Below are 22,860 nucleotides of genomic sequence, written 5' to 3'. Positions count from 1 at the left end.
TCCAGATCTCCATCGAGGTTTTAAAAATTGTTGGCGGGTGCAGGCCCGGTGGCCGGGGGCGCCCATGTTGAAACGGCCGCCCGACGGCAGCCGTTTCACGCATCAGGCCAGCAGCTTATGCCTGGCCCTTCAAGGCCGCGTGGTGCGCCAGTGCTGCACGGATGTACGAAATGAACAGCGGATGACCATCACGCGGGGTGGACTTGAACTCCGGGTGATACTGCACGCCGATGTAGAACGGGTGAGCGTTCTCGCCGGTGCGCGGCAGTTCCATGATTTCGCACAGGTCTTCGGTCGGCGTACGGGCCGAGACCACCATGCCGGCTTCTTCCACGCGGGTCAGATAGAAGTTGTTGGCTTCATAGCGATGGCGGTGACGCTCGGTCACGCTGTCGCCATAGATCTCGGCCGCCAGGGTACCCGGCTTGACCGCACAGGTCTGCGCGCCCAGGCGCATGGTGCCGCCCAGGTCGGAATTGGCATCGCGACGCTCGACCTTGCCATCATGATTCTGCCATTCGTCGATCAGAGCGACCACCGGTTGCTCGGTATCCGGATCGAACTCGGTCGAGTTGGCCTTGGACAGGCCGGCCTTGTTGCGGGCATATTCCAGCAGCGCCACTTGCATGCCCAGGCAGATGCCCAGATACGGGACCTTGTTCTCACGGGCGTAGCGGGCAGCGGCAATCTTGCCTTCCACGCCGCGCTTGCCGAAGCCGCCCGGGACCAGGATGGCATCATACTTGTTCAGGCTATCGGTGCCGTTGGCTTCGATCTCTTCCGAATCCAGGTACTCGATGTTGACGCGGCTGCCGGTATGGATGCCGGCGTGGCGCAGCGCTTCGGTCAGGGACTTGTAGGACTCGGTCAGGTCGACATACTTGCCGACCATGCCGATGGTGACTTCGTGCGACGGATTGTTCTGCGCATCGATCAGCTTGTCCCACATCGACAGATCGGCCGGCTTGGGCGACAGGCCCAGCTTTTCGCAGATGATGGTATCCAAACCCTGGTCGTGCAGCATCTGCGGAATCTTGTAGATGCTATCGGCATCCCACACCGAAATGACGGCGTCGGCGGCGACGTTGGAGAACAGGGAGATCTTGTCACGTTCGTCGTCAGGAATGCGGCGGTCGGCACGGCACAGCAGCGCGTCGGGCGAAATGCCGATCTCGCGCAGCTTCTGCACGCTGTGCTGGGTAGGCTTGGTCTTGAGTTCGCCGGCCGAGGCCAGGAACGGCACCAGGGTCAGGTGGACGAAGGCGGTGGCGTTGCGGCCGGAGCGCAGGCTCAGCTGGCGCGCAGCTTCCAGGAAGGGCAGCGACTCGATGTCACCGACGGTGCCGCCGATTTCCACCAGCGCCACTTCGAAACCTTCGGCGCCGCGATGGATGAATTCCTGGATCTCGTTGGTGATGTGCGGGATCACCTGGACGGTCTTGCCCAGGTATTCGCCACGGCGTTCCTTGCGGATCACCGATTCATACACCTGGCCGGTGGTGAAATTGTTCACCTTCTTCATCTTGGCCGAGATGAAACGCTCGTAGTGACCCAAGTCGAGGTCGGTTTCGGCGCCGTCATCGGTGACGAACACTTCACCGTGCTGCAACGGGCTCATCGTGCCGGGGTCGACGTTGATGTAGGGATCGAGCTTCAGGAGGGTGACTTTGAGGCCGCGCGATTCGAGGATCGCAGCCAGGGACGCGGCGGCAATCCCTTTACCCAGGGAAGACACGACGCCGCCAGTGACAAATACAAACTTGGTCATTACAGATGAGTGCCGAACGGCACATGCGGGAAATTCAAATTATACCCCAAAACCGGCTCGTTTTTTAAGCCTGCTTGCGATTAGTGTCTCGCCATCGACAAACTTGCAGCAGGAAAACATGCCCGGCCGCCGGGAATGGCTTCTTGACCATCATCCCGGCAGATTGGTTCATCTCCGCGCTATTCAACTTCAAGCCCCCTGCCCTGCAACAGCTGCCCGATCATGGCGTGCGTGGCTTGGGCCGCCTCCACCGGCGACTCCATCGGGAACAGGTGCCCTCCGGCGATCTGCAGGAAATTCGGTCCGACCAGCCGGCGCGTGGCGTCCAGTCCGGCCAGGCGGCACTCGACCGAATCGACGCCACCGACGAAGCCCACCGGCACCGGATAGGTCTGGCGCGCCAGACGCCCGAGGTGATGCGGAATGGTGCGGTAGACCGCCGTTTCGGTCTCGCGCGAGAAGCGCAGCCTGACGCCCCCGCCCGGCTGGGGCACCAGCCCATGCTGCACGTAGTCGCGCAGCACCTGCTGCGGCCACGCAGCAAACAGGGACTTGGCCGCGTAATGCTGATAAGCCGCTTCCATGTCGGGCCAGTTGTCGCGGCGGCGCGCCGAGGCCACCGAGGGCGAATGGCGGCTCTCGTATTTGAGGATCTTAGCCAGACGCAGCAGGTGCGCACGCCAGCCAGCCACGATGGGCGAATCCAGCAGCACCACGCAGCGCACCAGCGCAGGCCGCTTGCGCGCAGCCATCAGCGCCAGGATACCGCCCATGGAATGGCCGACCAGGATCACCGGTTCGGTGTAGCTGCGCTCCAGCTCCTCGCGCAGCTCGCGGGCCAGGGTACGCCAGCCGTCATCGACCGGGAAGCGCGGATTGTGGGCGTGGATCGGCAAGGCACGCACATCGTAATGGGCGCGCAGCTGCTCGAAGAACATGCCGTAAGTCCCCGCCGGATAGCTGTTGGCGTGGGCGAAATGAAGAATAGGATGGCTCATGGAAAGGCACAGGCTGGGCAATGGCCGCAGCATAGCAAAACGGCCAGCGCCGCGAGCGTGCTATTTTCCCGCATCGCGAAATGAAGGATCAGGCAGGACCGACCCCGCCCAAGGGCATCACTGCTCGTACCAGTAACGCGCGTGCTGCTTGCGGTATTGCTCCACCTGCAACTGGTCGCCCAAGGTCATGGTCAGCGCGCCGGTTTCGTCAGTGCGTAGGCGGCGAATGCCGAGTCGGCCATAACGTTCATAGACTTCCGGCTTGGGATGATTGAAACGGTTGCGATAGCCGACCTGGAACACCGCCAGTTCCGGCCGCACCGCGCGCAGGAAAGGTTCGGTGGACGAAGTACCGCTGCCATGATGCGGAGCCAGCAGCACCGTGGAGGGCAAGCGATCGGCCAGCGGCCCGCTCACCAGCTCATCTTCCTGCACCGCCTCGATATCCCCGGCCAGCAGGACCGATTGCCGTCCGATCTGCACCTTCAGCACGCAACTGCGGGCATTCGGCCGCCATTTGTCGCTGTCATAGCTGGCTGCATCCGGATGCAGCACGGTAAAGCCGATGCCATCCCAGTTCCAGGTTTGTCCGGCCTGGCAGCGCGTGTGCTCGGGGGCGGCGCGCAGGATCGGGCTGTCCGGCGACAGCAAAGAATAGACGCTGTCAACCGGCAAATGCCTGAAGAGCGATACCGCCCCGCCGGAATGATCGTTGTCATTGTGTGAAATCACCACGCGATCCAGATGGTCGATCCCGCGCGCACGCAGGTATGGCAGGATCACCCGCGTGGCCCCGTCCGACTCGGCCGTGTAATACGGGCCTGTGTCGTAGAGCAGGCGATGGCCCGGCGTCTCCACCAGCACCGCCATCCCCTGCCCGACGTCGAAGGCAGTCACACGCATGCTTCCTTCCGCCGGCGCTACCGGGGCATTGAGCAGCAAAGGCAACCAGCCGAACAGGCCCAGCCAGCGCACCGGCCAGCCGCGCGGTGCCAGCACCAGCAGGGTTCCGCCCAGGGCCAGGGCAAACATCCAGGTGCTGGGCAGCGGCGTTTGCCACACGGCCCAGGGCATGGCATTGAGCCCCTGCAGGAATTCGGCCAGCCAGACCAGCAGTTGATGCGGCACCTGCAGCACGAATTGCGCGAGCACGGCCGGCAGGATGCTGCCCAGCAGCGCCAGCGGCGTGATCACCAGCGAGACCAGCGGAATGGCCACCGCATTGGCAATCGGGCTGACCAGCGAATATTGTCCGAACAAGAGCACCGTCAGCGGCACCAGTCCCAGCGTGACGACGTATTGGGCATAACCGGCTTGCTTGATCCGCTGCAGCAGCGCCGACCACCAGTGCTTGTGCGAAGCGGCAGCGGCCATGGCCTGCGGCGGCTGCATGCGCCCGACCGAGCCATACAGCAACAAGGCCACCGCACCGAAGGAAAGCCAGAAGCCCGGCCACAGCACCGCCCAGGGATCCAGCAGCAAGACCAGTGCCAAGGCCAGGCACTGCACCACCGAGACGCGCACGATGCGGCCGCGCCAGAAAGCGATCCCGACCACGATCAGCATGTACAGCGTGCGCTGCGCCGGCACCCCGAACCCGGCCAGCAACACGTAGATGAACGCCGCCCCCATCCCGACGATCACCGCCACCTTCTGGGCCGGCAGCCGCAGCGGCAATTGCGCCCCCGTGAAGAAGGAGCGCCGCCACAGCCAGCTTGCCAGACCGCCACACAAGGCAGCCAGCATGGTGATGTGCAGGCCGGAGATGGCCATCAGATGGCCGATGCCGGTGCGATTGAACACGGTCCAGTCCGCCTGGTTGATGCCGCGCTGGTCGCCCATGACCAGCGCTGCGATCACGCCGGCATAGGGGGCGCCGGGCAGCGCCGAGTAGATGCGGTCGCGCAGCCAGCCGCGGGCGCTGTCGATCATATGGGAAGGCGTCCAAACGAAGTCGTCGACACGGCGATTGAGCGCCGTCAGCGCAGCACCCGAGGCCGCCGGACGGCCCACCACGTAGCCGGTGGCTCGCACATCGTCCTGCAGCAGCCACAGCTCGTAGTCGAAGCCATCCGGATTGGCATTGCCATGGGGACGCTTGAGCCGCAGCTGCAAGCGCCAGCGCTCACCCGGCCGCAGGTCGGGCACGGCCATCCTGGGCGGCGCGGCCTGCTCGCCATCCTCGGAGGGCTGCTGGTAGCGCTGGTTGCCGTACCAGGACAGCGCCAGCCGGGGCGGCACCGGCGGCTTCACGCCCCCCTGTACCACCACCTGCTCCACATCGAAACGGAAGCGCACGCCCTGCTCGGTATGCGCAGGCAAATCCGCGACGGTACCGATGACGGTGATATCACGTCCTTCCCAGGCTTTGGGGAGCTCCTGATCGAGGTAATACAGGGCAAAGGAAGCCGCCCACAGGAAGCCCAGCCAGGCACCACAGGTCAGCAACAGGGGCACCCGCAGCCAGGGCTGCCAGAACTTCCAGGCCGTCAAACCCAGCAAGAGCGCCAGCACCAGCCCGACCGCATACCATTCGGTGCCCGGCAACTGGCCCTGCACCTGCAGCAATCCCACGCCGATGGCAAACCCGATGATCAGCGCGCGCATCAGAGCGGCAATCCTGCATGCGCCAGGCGCGGCAACGCGGCCCGGGCATTGGCGGTGGTGGCGGCGGCGATCTCCTGCAGCGGCAGCTGGCGCAGCTCGGCCAGGACTTCACCGATGCGCGGGATCTGGTCCGGGGTGTTGATGCCGGGATGCCGCCAGGCCGGTGAAATATCCGGCGCGTCGGTTTCCAGCACGATCGAGGACAAGGGCAATTCGGTCGCCAGCCGGCGGATCTGCAGCGAACGCGGGAAAGTCATGGCGCCGCCAAATCCCAGGTGCAGCCCCAGCTCAACGAAGGTCCGGGCCTGCTGGTCGCTGCCATTGAAGGCATGGGCGATGCCACCCGGCACGCGGATGCGGCGCAGGTATTTGAGGATGATGTCCTGCGAACGCCGCACATGCAGCAGCACCGGCAGGTCGAAGTCGCGTGCCAGCTTGAGCTGCTCGGCAAAGAAGAATTCCTGCTTCTCGCGCAGCGGCGCTTCTTTCAGGGCCGGCACGAAGAAATCCAGCCCGATCTCACCGATCCCCACGAACAACGGATCGTCCAGCGCCTCGCCGATGGCCGTACGCAAGATCTCCAGATCGGATTCCTTGGCAGTGGGGACGTAAAGCGGATGAATGCCCAGCGCATAGACGGCATTGCCGACTTCGCGCGCAAGCCGTCCGACTTCCTTGAAGTTCACTTTGGCGATGGCGGGAATGACGATGGCGCGCACGCCGGCCTGCGCAGCCTCGGCGGCCACGGCAGCGGAACGTTCGCCGAATTCCCCGGCGTCGAGATGGCAGTGCGTATCGACCCACATGTGCTGGCTTGGCGAAAATCGGAAGACCGGCCTCAGGGCAGCGGTTCCGGATAACGACACCCGCCGCAGGGGCCGCGATCGCATGATTCAGCCAGGCTGCTGATGCGGCTCGCTTCCCCCGAAGCGTCTTGTTGTTTGAACAGCATAGCCGGTTTGAACCGGCTTCAACCCGCGCAGTTTACCGTCTAACGCCCTCTTGCAGTAATTAACAATGGTAAAGAAATACCAGATCCTTCACGCGCGGACATGAAAAAAGGACGCGATCGCTCGCGTCCTTCGTCTAGCACGCTACCCGGCCGCACCGATCAGGCTTGATCAGGCCGGCTGCAGCGACTTGCCCAGCTTGCGCAGGAACTGCTCGCAGCGCTCCATCTGCGACAGTGTCACGAACTCGTTGGGCTTGTGGGCATTGCCGATGTCGCCAGGACCGCAGACGATGGTCGGGATGCCGATCTGCTGGAACAGGCCTGCTTCGGTGCCATAGGCCACCTTGCGGGTTTCGCGATCCCCCGTCAGTGCGCGCACCAGCTCGGTGATGGCCGCCTGCTCGACCGCTTCCAGCGCCGGGCTGCCGGCGAAGTTGTCGATCTCCACGCGGGCTTCCGGGAATTCGCTGCGCATCTTGGGCAGCAGCACCTCGGCGATATACTTGTCGATCTGCGCCTGGATGTCGGCCACTCTCATGCCGGGCAGGTTGCGGAATTCGTAAGTAAATTCACACAGCTCGGGAATGGTGTTGACCGCGATGCCGCCACGGATCTGATTGGTGGTCATGGTGCTGAAGGGCACATCGAAGAATTGGTCATACGGGCCATTGGCCTTGTAGCCATCGGCGAAATCGCGGATGGCACAGATCAGGCGTGCGGCGTGCTCGATGGCGTTGCAGCCCTGCGGGGTCAGCGACGAGTGCGCGGACTTGCCGTGCACCTTGCAGGCAAACACGTTGATGCCCTTGTGCGCCACCACCACGTTCATGCTGGTGGGCTCACCCACCACGCAGCCATCGACCTTGATGCCGCGCTTGACGATTTCTTCCAGCATCACGGGCGCGCCAATGCAGCCGATTTCTTCATCATAGGAAAACGCCAGGTGAATCGGCTTTACACGCGGCATGGCCAGGAATTCCGGCACCAGCGCCAGCGAGGTCGCGATGAAACCCTTCATGTCGCAAGTGCCGCGGCCGAACAGGCTGCCATCCTTCTCGGTCAACTTGAAGGGATCGGTATCCCATTTCTGGCCATCCACCGGCACCACGTCGGTATGGCCGGAGAGCACGATGCCGCCTTCAGTGCTGCCGGCATTGGCGCCGGCGGTAGCGGGCAAGGTGGCGAACAGGTTGGCCTTGGTCTGCTCCTTGTTGTGCGCCAGCCAGGAGGAGATGCCTTGCTTTTCCAGGCTGTCACGCACGGTGGTGATCAGTTCCAGGTTGGAGTTGCGGCTGGTGGTATCGAAGGCGACCAGGGTCTCTAGCCATTGGCGGGTGTTCATTGTCTTGCTCCAGTTTCCGTCTGTACAGGTATTCGTGTCTTCAAAAGCACACCGCCGTCTTGTATCAAGACGGCGGCGTCAAAGGCGATAGCTTACCCGGAATGCATCAAGGCTGCTGACCGGCCACTTTCAGGCCCTGGTCGGACAAGCGCAATACGCGCGCGCAGCGGCCTGCCAGTTCGATGTCGTGGGTCACGATCACGAAGGCCGTGCCCAGCGTGCGCGAGAGTTCGATCATCAGTTCGAAGGTGCGATCGGCCGTGCTGCGGTCGAGATTGCCGGTCGGCTCATCGGCCAGCACGCAGGCCGGACGCGTCACCAGCGCGCGCGCCAGGGCCACCCGCTGGCGCTCGCCCCCGGAAAGCTCGCCCGGCACGTGCGTCACGCGCTGCGCCAGGCCGACCTTCTCCAGCATCTCGCGCGCCTGCTCCTGCGCCTCGGCCCGCTTGACGCGGCGAATCATCAGCGGCATGGCCACGTTGTCCAGCGCCGAGAATTCCGGCAGCAGATGGTGGAACTGGTAGACAAAGCCCAGCGACTGGTTGCGCAGCGTGCCGCGCTCGCTCTCGCCCAGGCTGGCGAAATCCTTGCCCAACAGGCTGACGGTGCCGGTGCTGGGCGTATCGAGCCCGCCCAGCAGGTGCAGCAAAGTCGACTTGCCGGAGCCCGAGGCACCGACGATGGCGACTTGTTCACCATGGTAGACGTCGATATCGACATTGCCCAATACCTTCACCGAATACTTGCCCTGAGTGAAGGTCTTGCCCAGGCCGCGCGACGACAGCACGGCCTGGCGATTCTTGATCGGATCGTTGTTATTCATAGCGCAGCGCCTCCGCCGGTTTGACACGGGCCGCTGCCCAGCTCGGATACAAGGTAGCCAGGAAGGCCAGCACCACGGCCAGACCGCCGATGGTATAGACGTCCGACCAGATCAGTTCGGATGGCAATTCAGAAATCACGTAAATGCTCTTGGGCAGGAACTGCACGTGGAAAGCCCGCTCGATGGCCGGTACCAGCACGTCGATATTGAGTGCCACCACCACTCCCAGGCCGACGCCGATGGCCGTACCGACCAGGCCCACCAGGGCCCCCTGAATCACAAAAATCTTCATGATGGAGGCGGGAGAGGCCCCCAGCGTGCGCAGGATGGCGATGTCAGCCTGCTTGTCGGTGACCGTCATCACCAGCGTGGACACCAGATTGAAGGCCGCCACGGCGATGATCAACGCGAGGATGATGAACATCATGCGCTTTTCAGTCTTGACGGCCGCGAACCAGTTGCTGTTCTGCTGCGACCAGTCGCGCAGGTACAGGTCGCCGCTCAGGGTGCGCGCCAGCTGCTGGGTCACTTCCGGGGCCTGCAGCATGTCGCGGATGCGCAGGCGCACGCCGGTGGGGGCATCCATACGGAACAGGGTTTCGGCATCCTGCAGCTGGATGAAGGCCAGCGACGAATCGAATTCATAATGGCCGGCCTCGAAGATCCCGGTCACCGTGAATTGCTTCAGGCGCGGCAAGACCCCGGCCGGGGTCACCTGCCCTTGCGGCACGATCACCGTGACCTTGTCGCCCAGGCCCACGCGCATGCCGCGCGCCAGCTCACCGCCGATCACGATGTTGAATTCGCCGGGTTTCAGAGAATCGAAACTGCCCTGCTTGACCTGCTTGGCCACGTCCGAGACCTTGGGCTCTTCCTCGGGCAGCACGCCGCGCACCAGCACTCCGCGCAGGTTGTCGTCACGCGTCATCATGGCCTGGCCTGATACATAGGGCGCAGCGCCCAGCACCTCGGGGTTCTGGAAGGTCTGCTTGGCCACCGCCTGCCAGTCCTTCATGGAGCCGGAGGCATCGAAGACTTCGATGTGGGCCAGCACGGAAAGCATGCGGTCACGCACTTCCTTCTGGAAACCATTCATGACCGACAGCACCACGATCAGGGCAGCCACGCCCAGCGCGATGCCGGCCATGGAAATGAGGGAAATGAAGGAAATGAAACTGTTGCGGCCGCTGCGCTTGCCGGCCCGCGTGTAGCGGATGCCGACCAGCCATTCGAACGGCAGGTTTTTAATCAGACTCAAAATTGCTCCGGGAGAGGGCCTGCACAATGTGCTGCCAGTGGCCTCGCCTCCCGGTTCCGGGACGCAATCCTCTGGCCGCACGCCAACACGGGCGAAGACAAAGCGCGAAGTTTGCCACAGTTTGCAGTCATGGCCCATCCCTGGCCGTCTGCTCCATACTCGCGCCGGACCCGTCGGTCGTCTGCCGTGAAGCCTGTAGATTCACTTCTACCGCAGAGGTTCGCGCCAAGATGTTTCATATAGTGGATGTGCCTGATGTTGCATCCGGGACTGGTTATATATACAGTACCTCCTTGCCCAGCCATCGCCGATATGAATTTCCCCGCACCATGCCACCCGAACTCGCCCAGGACGTCCCCGACACCAGCAGCCCGCCCACCGGCGAGCGCGACCCGTTTGCGCGCCTGAACGCACAGCAGCGCGAGGCGGTCGAGCATGGCAGCGCCTTGCCAGCAGCACAGCAGCCGCCGCTGCTCATCGTGGCCGGTGCCGGTTCGGGCAAGACCAATACCCTGGCGCACCGGGTGGCCAGGCTGATCCTCGACGGGGCCGACCCGCAACGCATCCTGCTGCTGACCTTCTCGCGCCGGGCGGCGGCCGACATGGGCCGGCGCGTGGGCCAGGTGATCCGCCAGGTGCTGGGGCTGGCGGCCACCGACAGCCCGCCGCAACTGCCCTGGTCAGGCACCTTCCACGCCATCGGCGCGCGGCTGTTGCGCGAGTACGCGGCCGTCATCGGCCTGGAAGAAGACTTCACCATCCAGGATCGCGGCGATTCCGAAGACCTGATCGGACTGCTGCGCCACGAGATGGGGCTGTCCTCTACCGACAAGCGTTTTCCGCTGAAGGGCACTTGCCTGTCGATTTATTCACGTGCGGTCAATACCCGGCAAGACCTGGGCACCGTGCTGCAGACACAATTCCCCTGGTGCCGGGAATGGGAGAGGCTGCTGGGCGAACTTTTTACCCGTTATGTCGAGGCCAAGGAAGCACAGCACGTGCTCGATTACGACGACCTGCTGCTGTTCTGGGCCGACATGCTATCCGACCACGAGATTGCGCAATCGGTCGGGGCGCGCTTCGATCATGTGCTGGTGGATGAATACCAGGACACCAACCGCCTGCAAGCCGAGATCCTGCAACGAATGAAGCCCGATGGCGCCGGCGTGACCGCCGTGGGTGACGATGCCCAGTCCATCTATTCCTTCCGGGGCGCGACGGTGCGCAACATCCTCGATTTTCCCGAGCTGTTCACCCAGCCGGCGCGGCTGTTGACGCTGGAACAGAATTACCGCTCCACGCAGCCCATCCTGCAGGCCTCCAACGCCGTCATCGCCGATGCGCCGGAACGGCACGTCAAGCAGCTCTGGAGCGACAAGCCGTCCTCACAGAAGCCGCAACTGGTGGTCATCCCGGATGAGGCCGAACAGGCGCGCTGGGTCGCCAACCGCATCCTGGCGCATCGTGAAGAAGGGCTCACCCTGAAATCCCAGGCGGTGCTGTTTCGTACCGCCACCCACAGCGCGGCGTTGGAACTGGAGCTGGTCCGGCGCAACATCCCCTTCGTGAAGTTCGGCGGACTCAAATTCCTGGAAAGCACCCACATCAAGGACCTGCTCTCGCTGCTGCGCCTGGCGCACAATCCCAGCGGGCGCATGGCGGGCTTCCGGGCGCTGCAACTGATTCCCGGGGTCGGTCCCGCTACGGCCAGGAAGGTACTGGACCTCATGGCCGCCGCCAGCGACCCGGCCGATGCGCTGCTGAACTTCGGCGCACCCGCCAGTATCGCCCTGCAATGGCAGGACTTTGCCGACACCTACGACCTGATGCGCCGCGCCAGTGCCAGCTGGCCGACCGACATCCAGGCCGCGCGCGACTGGTATCTGCCGCACCTGGAGCAGCGCTATGAAGACGCCGACGCCCGCGCTGCCGACATCGAGCAACTGACCGCGCTGGCCAATGGCTATGCCTCGCGCGAGAAATTCCTGACCGAACTGACGCTGGATCCGCCCGAAGCCAGCAGCGACTTCTCCGCTCCGCCCTACCGCGACGAGGATTACCTGACGCTCTCCACCATCCACTCCGCCAAGGGCCAGGAATGGCGCTCGGTCCACGTGCTCAATGTGGTCGATGGCTGCATCCCGTCGGACCTGGCCACCGGCAGCGAGGCCGAGATCGCCGAGGAGCGGCGCCTGCTGTACGTGGCCATGACGCGTGCGAAGGAGTATCTGCACCTGGTGGTGCCGCAGCGTTTCTACATCACCCAGCAGACCGCGCAGGGCGACCGCCACGTCAACGGCATCCGCAGCCGCTTCATCACGCCGCGCATGCTGCCCTTCTTCGAAGACAGCCTGTGGCTCTCGGCCGAGACCAATGGCGCGCGCACGCCCATGCCCGACAGCGTGCGCATGCTGGTGCGCCAGCGTGCAAAAAAGGCCTGGAACAATGGCTGACCCCGCTTTGAAGTGAAGCCTTGTTCAGGCAACCGGGGCCAAGCGGCGCGCCAGCCGCTAAAATAGCGCCCCATGAATCAACTCGACATCCTCATTCCCTTTGCCCTGCCCCCGGCTGAACTGGCGCGCGACCTGTTGCGGCAGAGCCAGGCACCGGCCCTGGCCATGCTGCTGGGCCGTGGCAAGGCTGCGCCACGCCTGGCGCATGACCCGTTTTCGCGCGCCCTGCCGCATGAGCACTGGCTGGCCCGGCGCTTCGGCCTGCCGCCCGCGCCCCAGGATTCCAGCCCCGCCGCCGCCAGCGCGCTGATGCAGCGCCTGGGTCACACGCCTGCGGCCGGTCACTGGTTCGTGCTGCATCCGGCCCACATCCACGTGGCGCGTGACCACCTGGTGCTGACCGACATCGGCCAGCTGCAGTTGGAAGAGGACGAATCGCGCCGCCTGTTTGCCGCCGCCCTGCCCCTGTTCACCGAGATCGGCCATGAGCTGGTCTATGGCGATGCCCGCACCTGGTTCATCCGGGCCGACGCCTGGGCCGGGCTGCGCACCTCCACGCCCTCGGCCGCGAGCGGGCGCAACGTCGACATCTGGATGCCGGAAGGACCGGGCGAACTGACCTGGCGCAAGCTGCAGAACGAAGTGCAGATGCAGTGGTTTGCCGAGTCGCTCAATGAACAGCGCGAAATGCGCGGCCAGAAGGCCATCAATTCGATCTGGATCTGGGGTGGAGCCGATGCTGGCGTACGCGCCGACGCCACTTACGCCGCCCGCTTCGGCCTGCGCGGCTGGCTGCGCGCCTTCGGCGAAGAGCGCGCCGACGGTGGTGCGGCCCAAGTGGCCCAAGGCAGTGGCCATCGCCTGCTGGTACTGGATGCGCTGGCCGAAGCGGCACTGGCCGAGGAATGGGGCCTGTGGCTGCAGCATCTGGAACACCTGGACCGCGACTGGCTGGCGCCCTTGCTGGTGTCGCTCAAGGCCGGCAGCCTGGAATCGCTGAACCTGATCCTGACCGGCGCTGACCGCAGCCAGGAAGTGGCGGTCACGCGCGGCGCACTGCGCCGGTTCTGGCGTAAAGCTTCACTGGCGGGGCTGTCGGCATGATTCGCGTCACCACCCGTTCCTATGACATCTCCCAAGCCGAGCAACTGATCGCCGAAGGCGTGCATCCGGTGCTGGCGCGGGTCTACGCGGCGCGCGGGCTGTCCACTGCGCGCGAACTGGCCAGCGAGCTCAATGCCCTGATTGCGCCTTCCGGCTTGCTGCATATCGAGGCGGCCGCCATTTACCTGGCCGACGCCATCGCCGAGCGCAAGAAGCTGGTCATCGTCGCCGACTACGACTGCGACGGTGCTACCGCCTGTGCCGTCGGCCTGCGCGGCCTGCGCCTGCTGGGCGCGCAGGTGGACTACATCGTGCCCAACCGCTTCGAATACGGTTATGGCCTCACACCCGAGATCGTCGAACTGACCGTGCGCGAGAAGAATCCCGACATCATCGTCACCGTCGACAACGGCATCGCCAGCATCGACGGCGTGGCCGAAGCCAAGCGGCGCGGCATCGACGTCGTCGTGACCGACCACCACCTGCCGGGCGACGCCCTGCCGGACGCACGCGTGATCGTCAACCCCAACCAGCCGCAGTGCGGCTTCCCCAGCAAGAACCTGGCGGGCGTGGGGGTGATGTTCTACGTGCTGCTGGCCTTGCGCGCCGAGATGCGCAAGCGCGGCCTGTTCGATGCCCAGACCCAGCCGCGCCTGGACAGCCTGCTGGACCTGGTGGCCTTGGGCACGGTGGCCGACGTGGTCAAGCTCGATGCCAACAACCGCATCCTGGTGGCCCAAGGCTTGAAGCGCATGCGCAGCGGCAAGATGCATCCCGGCATCGCCGCCCTGTTCCGCGCCGCCGGCCGTGAAGCCCGCCGCGCCACCCCGTTCGACCTCGGCTTTGCCGTGGGCCCGCGCCTGAACGCAGCCGGCCGCCTGGCCGACATGTCGCTGGGCATCGAATGCCTCACTACCGATGACGAAGGCCGGGCCTGGGCCATCGCCCAGCAACTCGATGCCATTAACCGCGAACGGCGCGACATCGAGGCCGGCATGCAGGACACCGCCCTGCTGCTGCTGGACGATTTCAATCCGGCCGACCGCCGTACCATCGCCATCTTTGATCCCTCCTGGCACCAAGGCGTGATCGGCATCGTGGCCTCGCGCCTGAAAGACAAGTTCTACCGCCCCACGATCACCTTCGCGCCCGGCGATGAAGGTTTCATCAAGGGCTCGGGCCGCTCGATTGCCGGCTTCCACCTGCGCGACGCGCTGGACCTGGTATCCAAGCACGCGCCTTCGGTGATGACCAAGTTCGGCGGCCACGCCATGGCGGCCGGATTGACCATCCATGCCGACGCCTTCGATGCCTTCTCCCAGGCCTTTGAGGCGGTCGGCCGCGACTGGCTCACGCAGAACCAGCTGGAACGTGTCATCGAGACTGATGGTGAACTGGAGGACAGCTATTACTCGGTCGAATTCATCACCCTGATGGATCAGCAGGTCTGGGGCCAGGGCTTCGCCCCGCCGGTGTTCTGCGACCATTTCCGCGTACTCAGCCAGCGCATCCTGAAGGAAAAGCACCTCAAGCTGCAGCTGGAAAAGGGGGGCCGCAAGTACGATGCCATCTGGTTCGGCCATACCGATGCCCTGCCCGATCACGCCCAGGTTGCCTTCCGGCTCGATGCCAATGAGTACAACGGCAAAACCACGGTGCAGCTGATGGTGGAGCACGCTGAGCCGGCCTGATCGGACACAGCCGCTTCCTGCTGGAAAACTGACGGATCATCACACCCTTGTCTGGCCGCGAACCCGCGCCAGACAAGGATTGCGGCATGGAAACAAGCGTAAAAAAAGCCAACAATCGCAACGTTGCAGTGGCACAATGTTGGCTTGGAGCGACTTCCGAATCGATTTGAGGGAAGTGGACAACACGGGCGCTCCGAGGAATAACAACAACAGCAAACCCCTGAATGAAGCTCAAGCGCATCCATTGCAGCCTGGTGACTCGTCTCGTCCTCTTCGGCCTCCTGCTGATCGTGGGCAGCGCGCTCCTGCGCTATCACATCCTGATCGGCTTTCTCGAAAAGGAGCAGGCCCAGGTCGCCGCCGACCAGCAAAGCACCATCGCCAGCTATCTGGCCGAAGACATCGGCTACCGCGTGCAGGAACGTGCGCGCTATCTGGAGCGCCTGGCGCAGCACATGCCCTCGCCGATGCTGGGCGACCGTACCGCCATCCGCGCCTGGCTGCAGGACCACCAGGAGCTGCAGCCGCTGTTTGCCCAGGGCCTGTTCGTGGCCGATGCCAATGGGCTCATCGTGGTCGACTACCCCACGCTCAATGGGCGCCGCGCCCTCTCCCTGACCCAGTACACTGATTTCGAAAGGGTGCTGCAAGGGGCGACCGTAATCTGCCCGCCCCTGGTCAGCCCGGCCAGCGGCAAACCCATCATCGCCATGCTCACCCCGCTGCGCAATGCCCAGGGCCAGATCGTCGGCGTACTGGGGGGGAGCACCGAACTCAATGCCCCGGGCTTCCTTGACCATCTGCAACGGGCCCGGCTGGGGCCGACCGGCAGCTTCCTGCTGATTTCACCGAGCCAGCGCTTGATCATCGCCTCCAGTGACGAAGCCCTGGTCTACAGCCAGTTGCCCCCGGTCGGCAAGGACCTGCTGATGGACCGTGCCCTGCAACAGGGTTTCCGCGGCAATGGCGTCGGCCTGGCCGCCAATGGCATCAATGAAATCAAGGCTTTCGCGTCGATCCCCGGTACCAGCTGGCTGGTGGCCGTGACGCTGCCGCTGGCCGACGCCCTGCCGACGGTGGAGCGTACACGCGCGCTGATCGGACGCGGCGGGCTGATCCAGGGAGCGATGGTGATCCTGCTGGTGACGCTGGCCTACTTGTGGTTCTTCCGTCCCCTGCGCCGCGCCGCCGCGCTGGCTGACCGCATGACGCGCGGCGAACTGCCCTTGTCGCCGCTGCCAGTGGAACGGCGCGATGAAGTCGGCCACCTGACCATGGCCTTCAACGGCTTGCTGTCGCGCCTCAAGCTGCACCAAGCGGAATTGCAGCACCAGGCGCATCACGATGTACTCACCGGCCTGCCCAACCGCATGATGCTGGCCGAACGCATGGAAGCCGCACTCACTCACGCCTGCCGCGAACGCAATGGGGTGGCGCTGCTGTTCCTCGACCTGGATGGCTTCAAGCCGATCAACGATACCCTCGGCCACAAGGCCGGTGACCAGGTGCTGCAGGAAGTCACGCGGCGGCTGCGCCAGGTGGCCCGCCACGGCGACACGCTGGCGCGTGTGGGCGGGGATGAATTCGTGCTGCTCATCACCGACCTCGGCCAGCCCTATGAAAACGGCGCGCAGGTACTGGCCGAAAAATGCATCCGGGTGGTCTCCGAACCACTGCACCTGGCGCAGGGCGAGTACCAGCTGGGCGTATCAGTGGGCATCGCCGTGTGTGATGGCAGCTGTGACGCCGACAGCCTGCTGCAGGCCGCTGACAAGGCCATGTATGCCGCCAAGGGCAATGGCCGCGGTTGCTACGTGATTGCACCGGCTTGGCCGGGAGTGCCAGGAGAACTCAGCGCACCGGGAGGAACTGCAGGAATGACCCGCCCAGCAGGTTCTGCACATAGCTGATGCCGGCGCGGCGATAGCGCTCGGTCATGAATTCGGCCATCAGGTCGAGACGGCCGACGATCTTGCCGAATTCCCGTTCAAAACTCAGGTTGCGTGCCTCGCTGCCGATCTCGTCGGACAGCAGCAGCGGCGCACCGGTGGCGTTCCTGCGGCTGGAGAGAATCCAGGCGGCGATTTCCACATTGCGCGCGGCATTGTAGAGATGCTGGGCGTCGAGCCCGTCGACCAGGAAGAATTCGATCTTGTTGCCATGCGCGACGATGATCATGTCGGCAGTGGCATCGATGAAAGCCGCGACCCGATCCCCCTTGAACTCCGGTGACAAAGCCAGCGTCATGGCCTGGATGTCGCGCTTGCCCTGCAATTCGGGCCAGGCCTGGCGCTGCTCGATGGCTTGTTTGACCTTTTTCTCGGCCTCGTCGCGGCTGCCAGCGGTTTTCTTCCACTCGGCCGGATTGCGCCGATACAGCTTGGACATCAGCAGGTACAGGCTATCGAGATTGGCGCGCATGGCCAGGGTGGCCACACGGTTGCTGTCGGATTGTCCCATCTCGCGTGAACTGGCCTCGGCGCCCTTGACTTCACCATGCGGCGCGGGGGGGCGAGGCGCAGCCGCCCAACAGGGTGGCGCACAGCAAGGACAGAGGCAGAAGGGAGAACAGCTTTCTGGTCATCGGCGGGCGGGACGAAACGAGCGAAGGGCCTGTTCACACTTAATCTGCGACCTCTCCCGGAGGGTTGCCCCCCAGAAGGCGCGCTGGCCGCGTTGCACGTCAGGGCTGGTGGCACCACCACCAGCCCTGACGCGCGCCTTGCCACCCCGCCTTCTGGGGGCAACGCATCTCGCAGATTAAGTGTGAACAGGCCCTAAGACTGATCCTAGCAGAATGCGTTCCGTCCGCCCCCTTCAGACTGAAGCCTTTTACTTCACCTCAGGCCTTGCCGGTCTGCGGCAAACCGGTCAGGTAGCCTACCGTGGCACCGAAGCGGTCCTTGAAGTTGGCGCGCACGAGAGGATCGAGGGTGTCCTTGACCTTGTCGTGCAAGCCTTTCTCCCAATCGCCGGCGTGCTGGAAGTTGCTCATCACGTAGGTCCAGCCGTTGATCTCGTCCACCGCATGCAGGCCGGTCGATTCAGCGCCCGCCGGGCAGGACAGCACGCGGGTGAGCGCCTTGGTATCGACGTTGTAGGCCCACAGGAAGTTGTTGACGTGCATGCCGCTGTCTTCACCGATGAACAAGGTGCGCAGCTTTTCGGAGAACTTGATGTTGTCCGGATTGGCGATGTGTTCCTGGTCGGCCAGGTTGCCCAAGGCATCCGGGGTCTTCAGGTCCACGCCCACCAGGGCGGCCGGCGGGGCCATGTCGATGGCCACCCATTCACTGTCGATGGCATTGCCACCGGCATCGCGCTGGCCACCGCGCAGGTTCAGGGCATACACGGCGCCAGCCTTGGGGCCTTCGACCTTGATGTGGCCGGAGCCGTTGAGCATCGAGGTCTGCACATAGGACATGGCCGAATAGGCGATCTTGTCGCGAGCATTGACGGTGGTGCCTTCCATCTTGGTGAAGCCCAGGCTGCCACCGGCCAGTGCCGCGTAGCGGTGGGTTTCCAGGAAGGCGGCGGCCTTCTGCATGCCGGGCTTGACGCGCACCCAGTTGAACTTGCCGTTGAACGGGATCTTGGAGAAGGAACCGTCAGCCGGATCGGTAGTGCGGATGTCCATGATGTCGGAGGACTTGTAGCGGTCCGCCATGGCCTTGATTTCGGCACTGGTGGCGCTGCCCAGGCGTACCCAGGACAGCTTGCCGGCCCCCGGACCAACGCCCGAGACCTGCTCCCAGCGCGCCACATAGAGCGTGCCCGCGGACAGGTCAGCGGCGCGGTCGGCGATGAACATGAACAGGCCGCCGTTGGTGGCATCGTCGCCCATCAGCACGGTACGCTGGTCCGGCATGACCTGTACCAGCTCGTGCGAGATGCGGCCCAGGCAATAGTGCTTCTTGATGGAACCGGTGCCGTCCGGGTTGACGGTCACTTCCGGCAGGTGGCCGTAGTGATAGGGATTGGCGCGGTTCTCGTCGCCATACAGGTTCTTGCTGAAGGCCTTGAATTGCGGATTGGAGGCGATGGCAGAGGCGTCCGGTTCATATTCTTCCGACGACAGGTGCGTATTCCAGGGCGACAGGCTGGCACCGCAAGTGATCCACAGGCCGTTGACCTGGGAGGTATCAACATTGTGGTACTGCACCAGCGAGAGCTTGCCCGACGAAGGATCCTGGTCCAGGGTCAGCACGGCGATGGGCGACGGCAGCTGGCCGTACATGGCCGCCTGCTTCTGGTCGCGCGTGGTGTATTCGAATTGCACCACGGCAAATACCGCATTGCCCTTCACGCCCGGCACCTTGGCACCGGCCACGGTCAGCAGCGAAGAGCCGTCCGGGCAGTCGGAATAGAACTGGCGCTCCCGGCCCGCAACCGAGCGGTCGATGATGGGCTGGTTGTTGATGTCCAGGTAGCCGCCGGCGAGGATGCTGCCGCCCTTGCCGTTCGGGACCATGTCGCCGGTCATGAAGAAAGGCTGATAGGCCAGCTTGTAGCTCTGCTTGCTGCCATCTGCAAAAGTCACTTCCAGGGCCGAGCCGACGGTGGTGGCGGCCATGGCGGCCGGGTTGTCCAGGGTCGGGGCCGGCATGCCGGTGAAACGCGCCGAGGCGAAGGGCTTGCCCGCACCCGGGGTGGCGCAGGCGGCCAGCAGGGCCGAGGCCGACAGGCCGCCCGCCAGCGGCAGCAGGGGCGCAGCGCCCAGGGCCTTGAGCAGGTTGCGGCGGCCGGCTTGCGGCTGGTCGGCGACGGCGGGAGTGGCGGTGGGGGCAGGCTGTCTCATCGAGGATTCTCCGGTAGTGGCTAGCAGATGTCGGGCAGCGGCGGACGCACCCGTCAGTATTTTGTCAGTCAAACAAGCGCGCCGATGGTAGCGGCGGAAAATGACAGGCGCGTGACGGGGGTGAAACTGCCCTCCTCCTCTTGTATAATTCGAGGTTTGATCGCAAAAGAAACCATCATGGAAGCAGAACGCCTCAATTCCCTCCAATCCTTGCTCGATGATCTGGCCACCCGTGCCACCGAGCTTCGGAGGTATCTTTGACTTCGATGTGAAGTCGGAGAAACTCGAACAAGTCAACGCCGAACTGGAAGACCCCAACGTCTGGAACGACCAGAAGCGGGCCCAGGACCTCGGCAAGGAAAAGAAATCGCTGGAAGCGATCGTCCACACCCTCATCAAGATCGACAGCGAGTTGGCGGATGCGCGCGACCTCTTCGAGATGGCCCGCGAGGAAAAGGACGAGGACACCATCGTCGCCATCGAAGCCGATGCCGAGACCCTGAAGAAGCTGGTCGAAGACATGGAATTCCGCCGCATGTTCAGCGGCCCCATGGACGCCAACAACTGCTTCATCGACATCCAGGCCGGTGCCGGCGGTACCGAAGCCCAGGACTGGGCTTCCATGCTGCTGCGCCAATACCTGCGCTACTGCGAGCGCAAGGGCTTCAAGGCCGAAATCCTGGAACAGTCCGACGGTGAAGTGGCCGGCATCAAGACCGCCACCATCAAGGTCGAGGGCGAATACGCCTATGGCTTCCTGCGCACCGAAACGGGTGTGCACCGCCTGGTGCGCAAGTCGCCGTTCGACTCGTCCAATGGCCGCCATACGTCCTTCTCGAGCCTGTTCGTCTACCCCGAAGTGGATGAATCCTTCGAGATCGAGATCAACCCGGCTGATGTGCGGGTGGACACCTACCGTGCCTCCGGCGCGGGTGGCCAGCACATCAACAAGACCGACTCCGCCGTGCGCCTGACGCACGCCCCGACGGGCATCGTCGTGCAATGCCAGAACGACCGCAGCCAGCACCGCAACCGGGCCGAGGCCTGGGACATGCTGCGCGCCAAGCTGTTCGAACTGGAACTGCGCAAGCGCATGAGCGAGCAGCAGAAGCTGGAAGACTCCAAGACCGACGTCGGCTGGGGCCACCAGATCCGCTCCTACGTGCTGGACCAGTCCCGCATCAAGGACCTGCGCACCAACTTCGAAACCGGCAATACCAAGGCCGTCCTCGATGGCGACATCGACGATTTCATCGCGGCCTCGCTGAAACAGGGCGTCTGATCCCGGTGGCCGCGCGGCCTTGCTGCGCGGCCTGCTCTGGCTGATCCGACCGTTCAACCTTCAAGAATTCCAACCATGACCACGCAAAACACCCCCGCCGCCCAGCCGGCAGCCGACGAGAACAGCATCATCGCCGAGCGCCGCGCCAAGCTGGCCGCCATCCGCGAGCAGGGCGTCGCCTTCCCCAACGATTTCCGCCCGGCCAACAATGCCGCCGACCTGCACGCCAAGTACGATGGCCTGGAGAATGAAGTGCTGGAAGCCGAACCGGTCCAGGTGACCGTGGCGGGCCGCATGATGTTGAAGCGTGTCATGGGCAAGGCGGCCTTCGCCACCCTGCAGGACGCCTCGGGCGCGCGCGCCGATGGCCGCATCCAGCTCTACGTGACCCGCGACGTCACCGGCGAAGAAGCCATGGCCGCCTTCAAGCACTATGACCTGGGCGATATCCTGGGCGCTGAAGGCACCCTCTTCAAGACCAAGACCGGCGAGCTGTCCATCAAGGTCACCAAGTTAAAGCTGATCACCAAGTCGCTGCGCCCTCTGCCGGACAAGTTCCACGGCCTGGCCGACCAGGAAATGAAGTACCGCCAGCGCTATGTCGACCTGATCATGAGCGAAGAGACGCGCCGCACCTTCAAGGCGCGTACTACAGCGATGTCGTCGATCCGCCGCTTCATGGAAACCAACGGTTTCATGGAAGTGGAAACCCCGATGCTGCACCCGATCCCGGGCGGCGCGGCGGCCAAGCCCTTCATCACCCACCACAATGCGCTGGACATGCAGATGTTCATGCGCATCGCCCCCGAGCTGTACCTGAAGCGCCTGGTGGTGGGCGGTTTCGAGCGCGTCTTCGAGGTCAACCGCAACTTCCGCAACGAAGGTGTCTCGCCGCGTCACAATCCCGAATTCACGATGATGGAGTTCTACGCTGCCTACGTGGATTACCAGTGGCTGATGGGCTTCACCGAACAGGTGATCCGCCAGGCCGCCATCGACGCCCACGGCACCGCCGTGCTGACCTATCAGGGCCGCGAGCTGGACCTGTCCAAGCCCTTCGACCGCCTGACCATCACCGGCGCGATCCTGAAGTACGCTCCGAACTACACCGAAGCGCAACTGGCCGACATCGACTTCCTGCGCACTGAACTCAAGAAGTTCGGCGTCAAGACCGACCAAGCCCCGCTGGCCGGTGCCGGCATCGGCGCGCTGCAACTGGCGCTGTTCGAAGAAACGGCCGAATCGCAGCTGTGGAACCCGACCTACATCATCGATTACCCGGTCGAGGTCTCGCCGCTGGCGCGCGCTTCCGACACGGTCGCCGGCATCACCGAGCGCTTCGAGCTGTTCATCACCGGCCGCGAGATCGCCAACGGCTTCTCCGAGTTGAATGATGCAGAGGACCAGGCCGCCCGCTTCCAGGCGCAAGTGGCCGCCAAGGACGCTGGCGATGAGGAAGCCATGTACTACGACGCCGACTACATCCGTGCCCTGGAATACGGCATGCCGCCGGCCGGTGGCTGCGGCATCGGCATCGACCGTCTCATGATGCTGATCACCGACTCGCCCAACATCCGCGACGTGATCCTGTTCCCGCACCTGCGCCGCGAAGACTGATCGTCGTACGCGGGACGGCGCTGCCGCTCCCGTGTTGGCGCATCCAGCCTTGCTGCCTCCGCATCCCGCCCGGGATGCGGAACCCCATCCTCCCTGCACGACCTTCCCTTCCCGCCTGACACGCCCTTCGATTGCTGCAGAGCAGCGTTGTCTTGCCGCAAACCCGT

The 22,860-nt window shown here is 64.2% G+C and carries 15 protein-coding genes; 6 read left to right on the top strand and 9 right to left on the bottom strand.

The genetic code is table 11. From position 1 onward, the window contains the following. Positions 1 to 115: 115 nt before the first annotated feature. From pyrG to ACWHXP_RS06040, 7 genes are all read right to left on the bottom strand, one after another. Entirely contained in the window at positions 116 to 1,768 is a 1,653-nt protein-coding gene (gene pyrG / locus ACWHXP_RS06070) for a CTP synthase (RefSeq protein ID WP_310837392.1), read from the bottom strand. A gap of 179 nt (positions 1,769 to 1,947) precedes the next feature. Further along, positions 1,948 to 2,766, bottom strand: coding sequence for an alpha/beta fold hydrolase (locus ACWHXP_RS06065; RefSeq protein WP_286863835.1), 819 nt, complete (start codon positions 2,764 to 2,766; stop codon positions 1,948 to 1,950). A gap of 117 nt (positions 2,767 to 2,883) precedes the next feature. Then, positions 2,884 to 5,373, bottom strand: a complete 2,490-nt coding sequence (locus ACWHXP_RS06060; RefSeq protein ID WP_489634234.1) for a DNA internalization-related competence protein ComEC/Rec2 — start codon at positions 5,371 to 5,373, stop codon at positions 2,884 to 2,886. Beyond that, a complete protein-coding gene (locus ACWHXP_RS06055) occupies positions 5,373 to 6,179 on the bottom strand; it encodes a TatD family hydrolase (RefSeq protein WP_034341257.1) in 807 nt (268 codons plus the stop codon). The genes ACWHXP_RS06060 and ACWHXP_RS06055 overlap by 1 nt, the downstream gene beginning before the upstream one ends. 315 nt (positions 6,180 to 6,494) lie before the next feature. Continuing rightward, a complete protein-coding gene (argE, locus tag ACWHXP_RS06050; RefSeq protein ID WP_489634235.1) occupies positions 6,495 to 7,667 on the bottom strand; it encodes an acetylornithine deacetylase in 1,173 nt (390 codons plus the stop codon). Between the two features lie 106 nt (positions 7,668 to 7,773). After that, the gene (gene lolD / locus ACWHXP_RS06045) at positions 7,774 to 8,490 is read right to left on the bottom strand and encodes a lipoprotein-releasing ABC transporter ATP-binding protein LolD (protein WP_039785536.1); all 717 of its coding nucleotides are present in this window, start codon (positions 8,488 to 8,490) and stop codon (positions 7,774 to 7,776) included. Next, positions 8,483 to 9,748 carry a lipoprotein-releasing ABC transporter permease subunit gene (locus ACWHXP_RS06040; RefSeq protein WP_134135884.1) on the bottom strand — a complete coding sequence of 422 codons (1,266 nt, stop codon included), beginning with the start codon at positions 9,746 to 9,748 and terminating at the stop codon, positions 8,483 to 8,485. The genes lolD and ACWHXP_RS06040 overlap by 8 nt, the downstream gene beginning before the upstream one ends. A gap of 329 nt (positions 9,749 to 10,077) precedes the next feature. Between ACWHXP_RS06040 and ACWHXP_RS06035 the strand changes: the two genes are divergently transcribed. The 4 genes from ACWHXP_RS06035 to ACWHXP_RS06020 all read left to right on the top strand — a co-directional run bounded on the left by ACWHXP_RS06035 (position 10,078) and on the right by ACWHXP_RS06020 (position 16,906). Continuing rightward, positions 10,078 to 12,201, top strand: a complete 2,124-nt coding sequence (locus ACWHXP_RS06035) for an ATP-dependent helicase (RefSeq protein WP_489634236.1) — start codon at positions 10,078 to 10,080, stop codon at positions 12,199 to 12,201. A 72-nt stretch (positions 12,202 to 12,273) separates the two neighbouring features. Beyond that, positions 12,274 to 13,305 (top strand): hypothetical protein, encoded by a 1,032-nt coding sequence (locus tag ACWHXP_RS06030; protein ID WP_489634237.1) that lies wholly within the window; start codon positions 12,274 to 12,276, stop codon positions 13,303 to 13,305. Then, complete coding sequence (gene recJ / locus ACWHXP_RS06025; protein ID WP_121041691.1) at positions 13,302 to 14,996, top strand: single-stranded-DNA-specific exonuclease RecJ; 1,695 nt, start codon at positions 13,302 to 13,304, stop codon at positions 14,994 to 14,996. The genes ACWHXP_RS06030 and recJ overlap by 4 nt, the downstream gene beginning before the upstream one ends. A 224-nt stretch (positions 14,997 to 15,220) precedes the next feature. Beyond that, positions 15,221 to 16,906, top strand: a complete 1,686-nt coding sequence (locus tag ACWHXP_RS06020) for a diguanylate cyclase domain-containing protein (RefSeq protein WP_489634238.1) — start codon at positions 15,221 to 15,223, stop codon at positions 16,904 to 16,906. On the opposite strand, the gene ACWHXP_RS06015 is transcribed toward ACWHXP_RS06020, so the two are convergent. After that, on the bottom strand, positions 16,848 to 17,456 hold the full coding sequence (locus ACWHXP_RS06015; RefSeq protein WP_489634239.1) for a hypothetical protein: 609 nt from the start codon (positions 17,454 to 17,456) through the stop codon (positions 16,848 to 16,850). The two genes, ACWHXP_RS06020 and ACWHXP_RS06015, sit on opposite strands and share 59 nt — an antisense overlap. A gap of 382 nt (positions 17,457 to 17,838) precedes the next feature. After that, positions 17,839 to 19,794: a PhoX family protein gene (locus ACWHXP_RS06010; RefSeq protein WP_489634240.1), complete on the bottom strand. Its 1,956-nt coding sequence runs from the start codon at positions 19,792 to 19,794 to the stop codon at positions 17,839 to 17,841. 177 nt (positions 19,795 to 19,971) lie between these two features. Here ACWHXP_RS06010 and prfB point away from each other — a divergent pair. Beyond that, a protein-coding gene (gene prfB / locus ACWHXP_RS06005) for a peptide chain release factor 2 (RefSeq protein ID WP_121041699.1) occupies positions 19,972 to 21,076 on the top strand; the annotation gives its coding sequence in 2 pieces (ribosomal slippage) (positions 19,972 to 20,052 and positions 20,054 to 21,076; 1,104 coding nt in all). A 75-nt stretch (positions 21,077 to 21,151) separates the two neighbouring features. Continuing rightward, positions 21,152 to 22,693, top strand: coding sequence for a lysine--tRNA ligase (gene lysS / locus ACWHXP_RS06000; RefSeq protein ID WP_489634241.1), 1,542 nt, complete (start codon positions 21,152 to 21,154; stop codon positions 22,691 to 22,693). The last annotated feature ends 167 nt before the right edge of the window (positions 22,694 to 22,860 follow it).

The organism is Herbaspirillum sp. Her2, from assembly GCF_057961375.1.
Note: the sequence above shows the minus strand (reverse complement) of the source record. Positions and strands in the feature narration are given on the sequence as shown.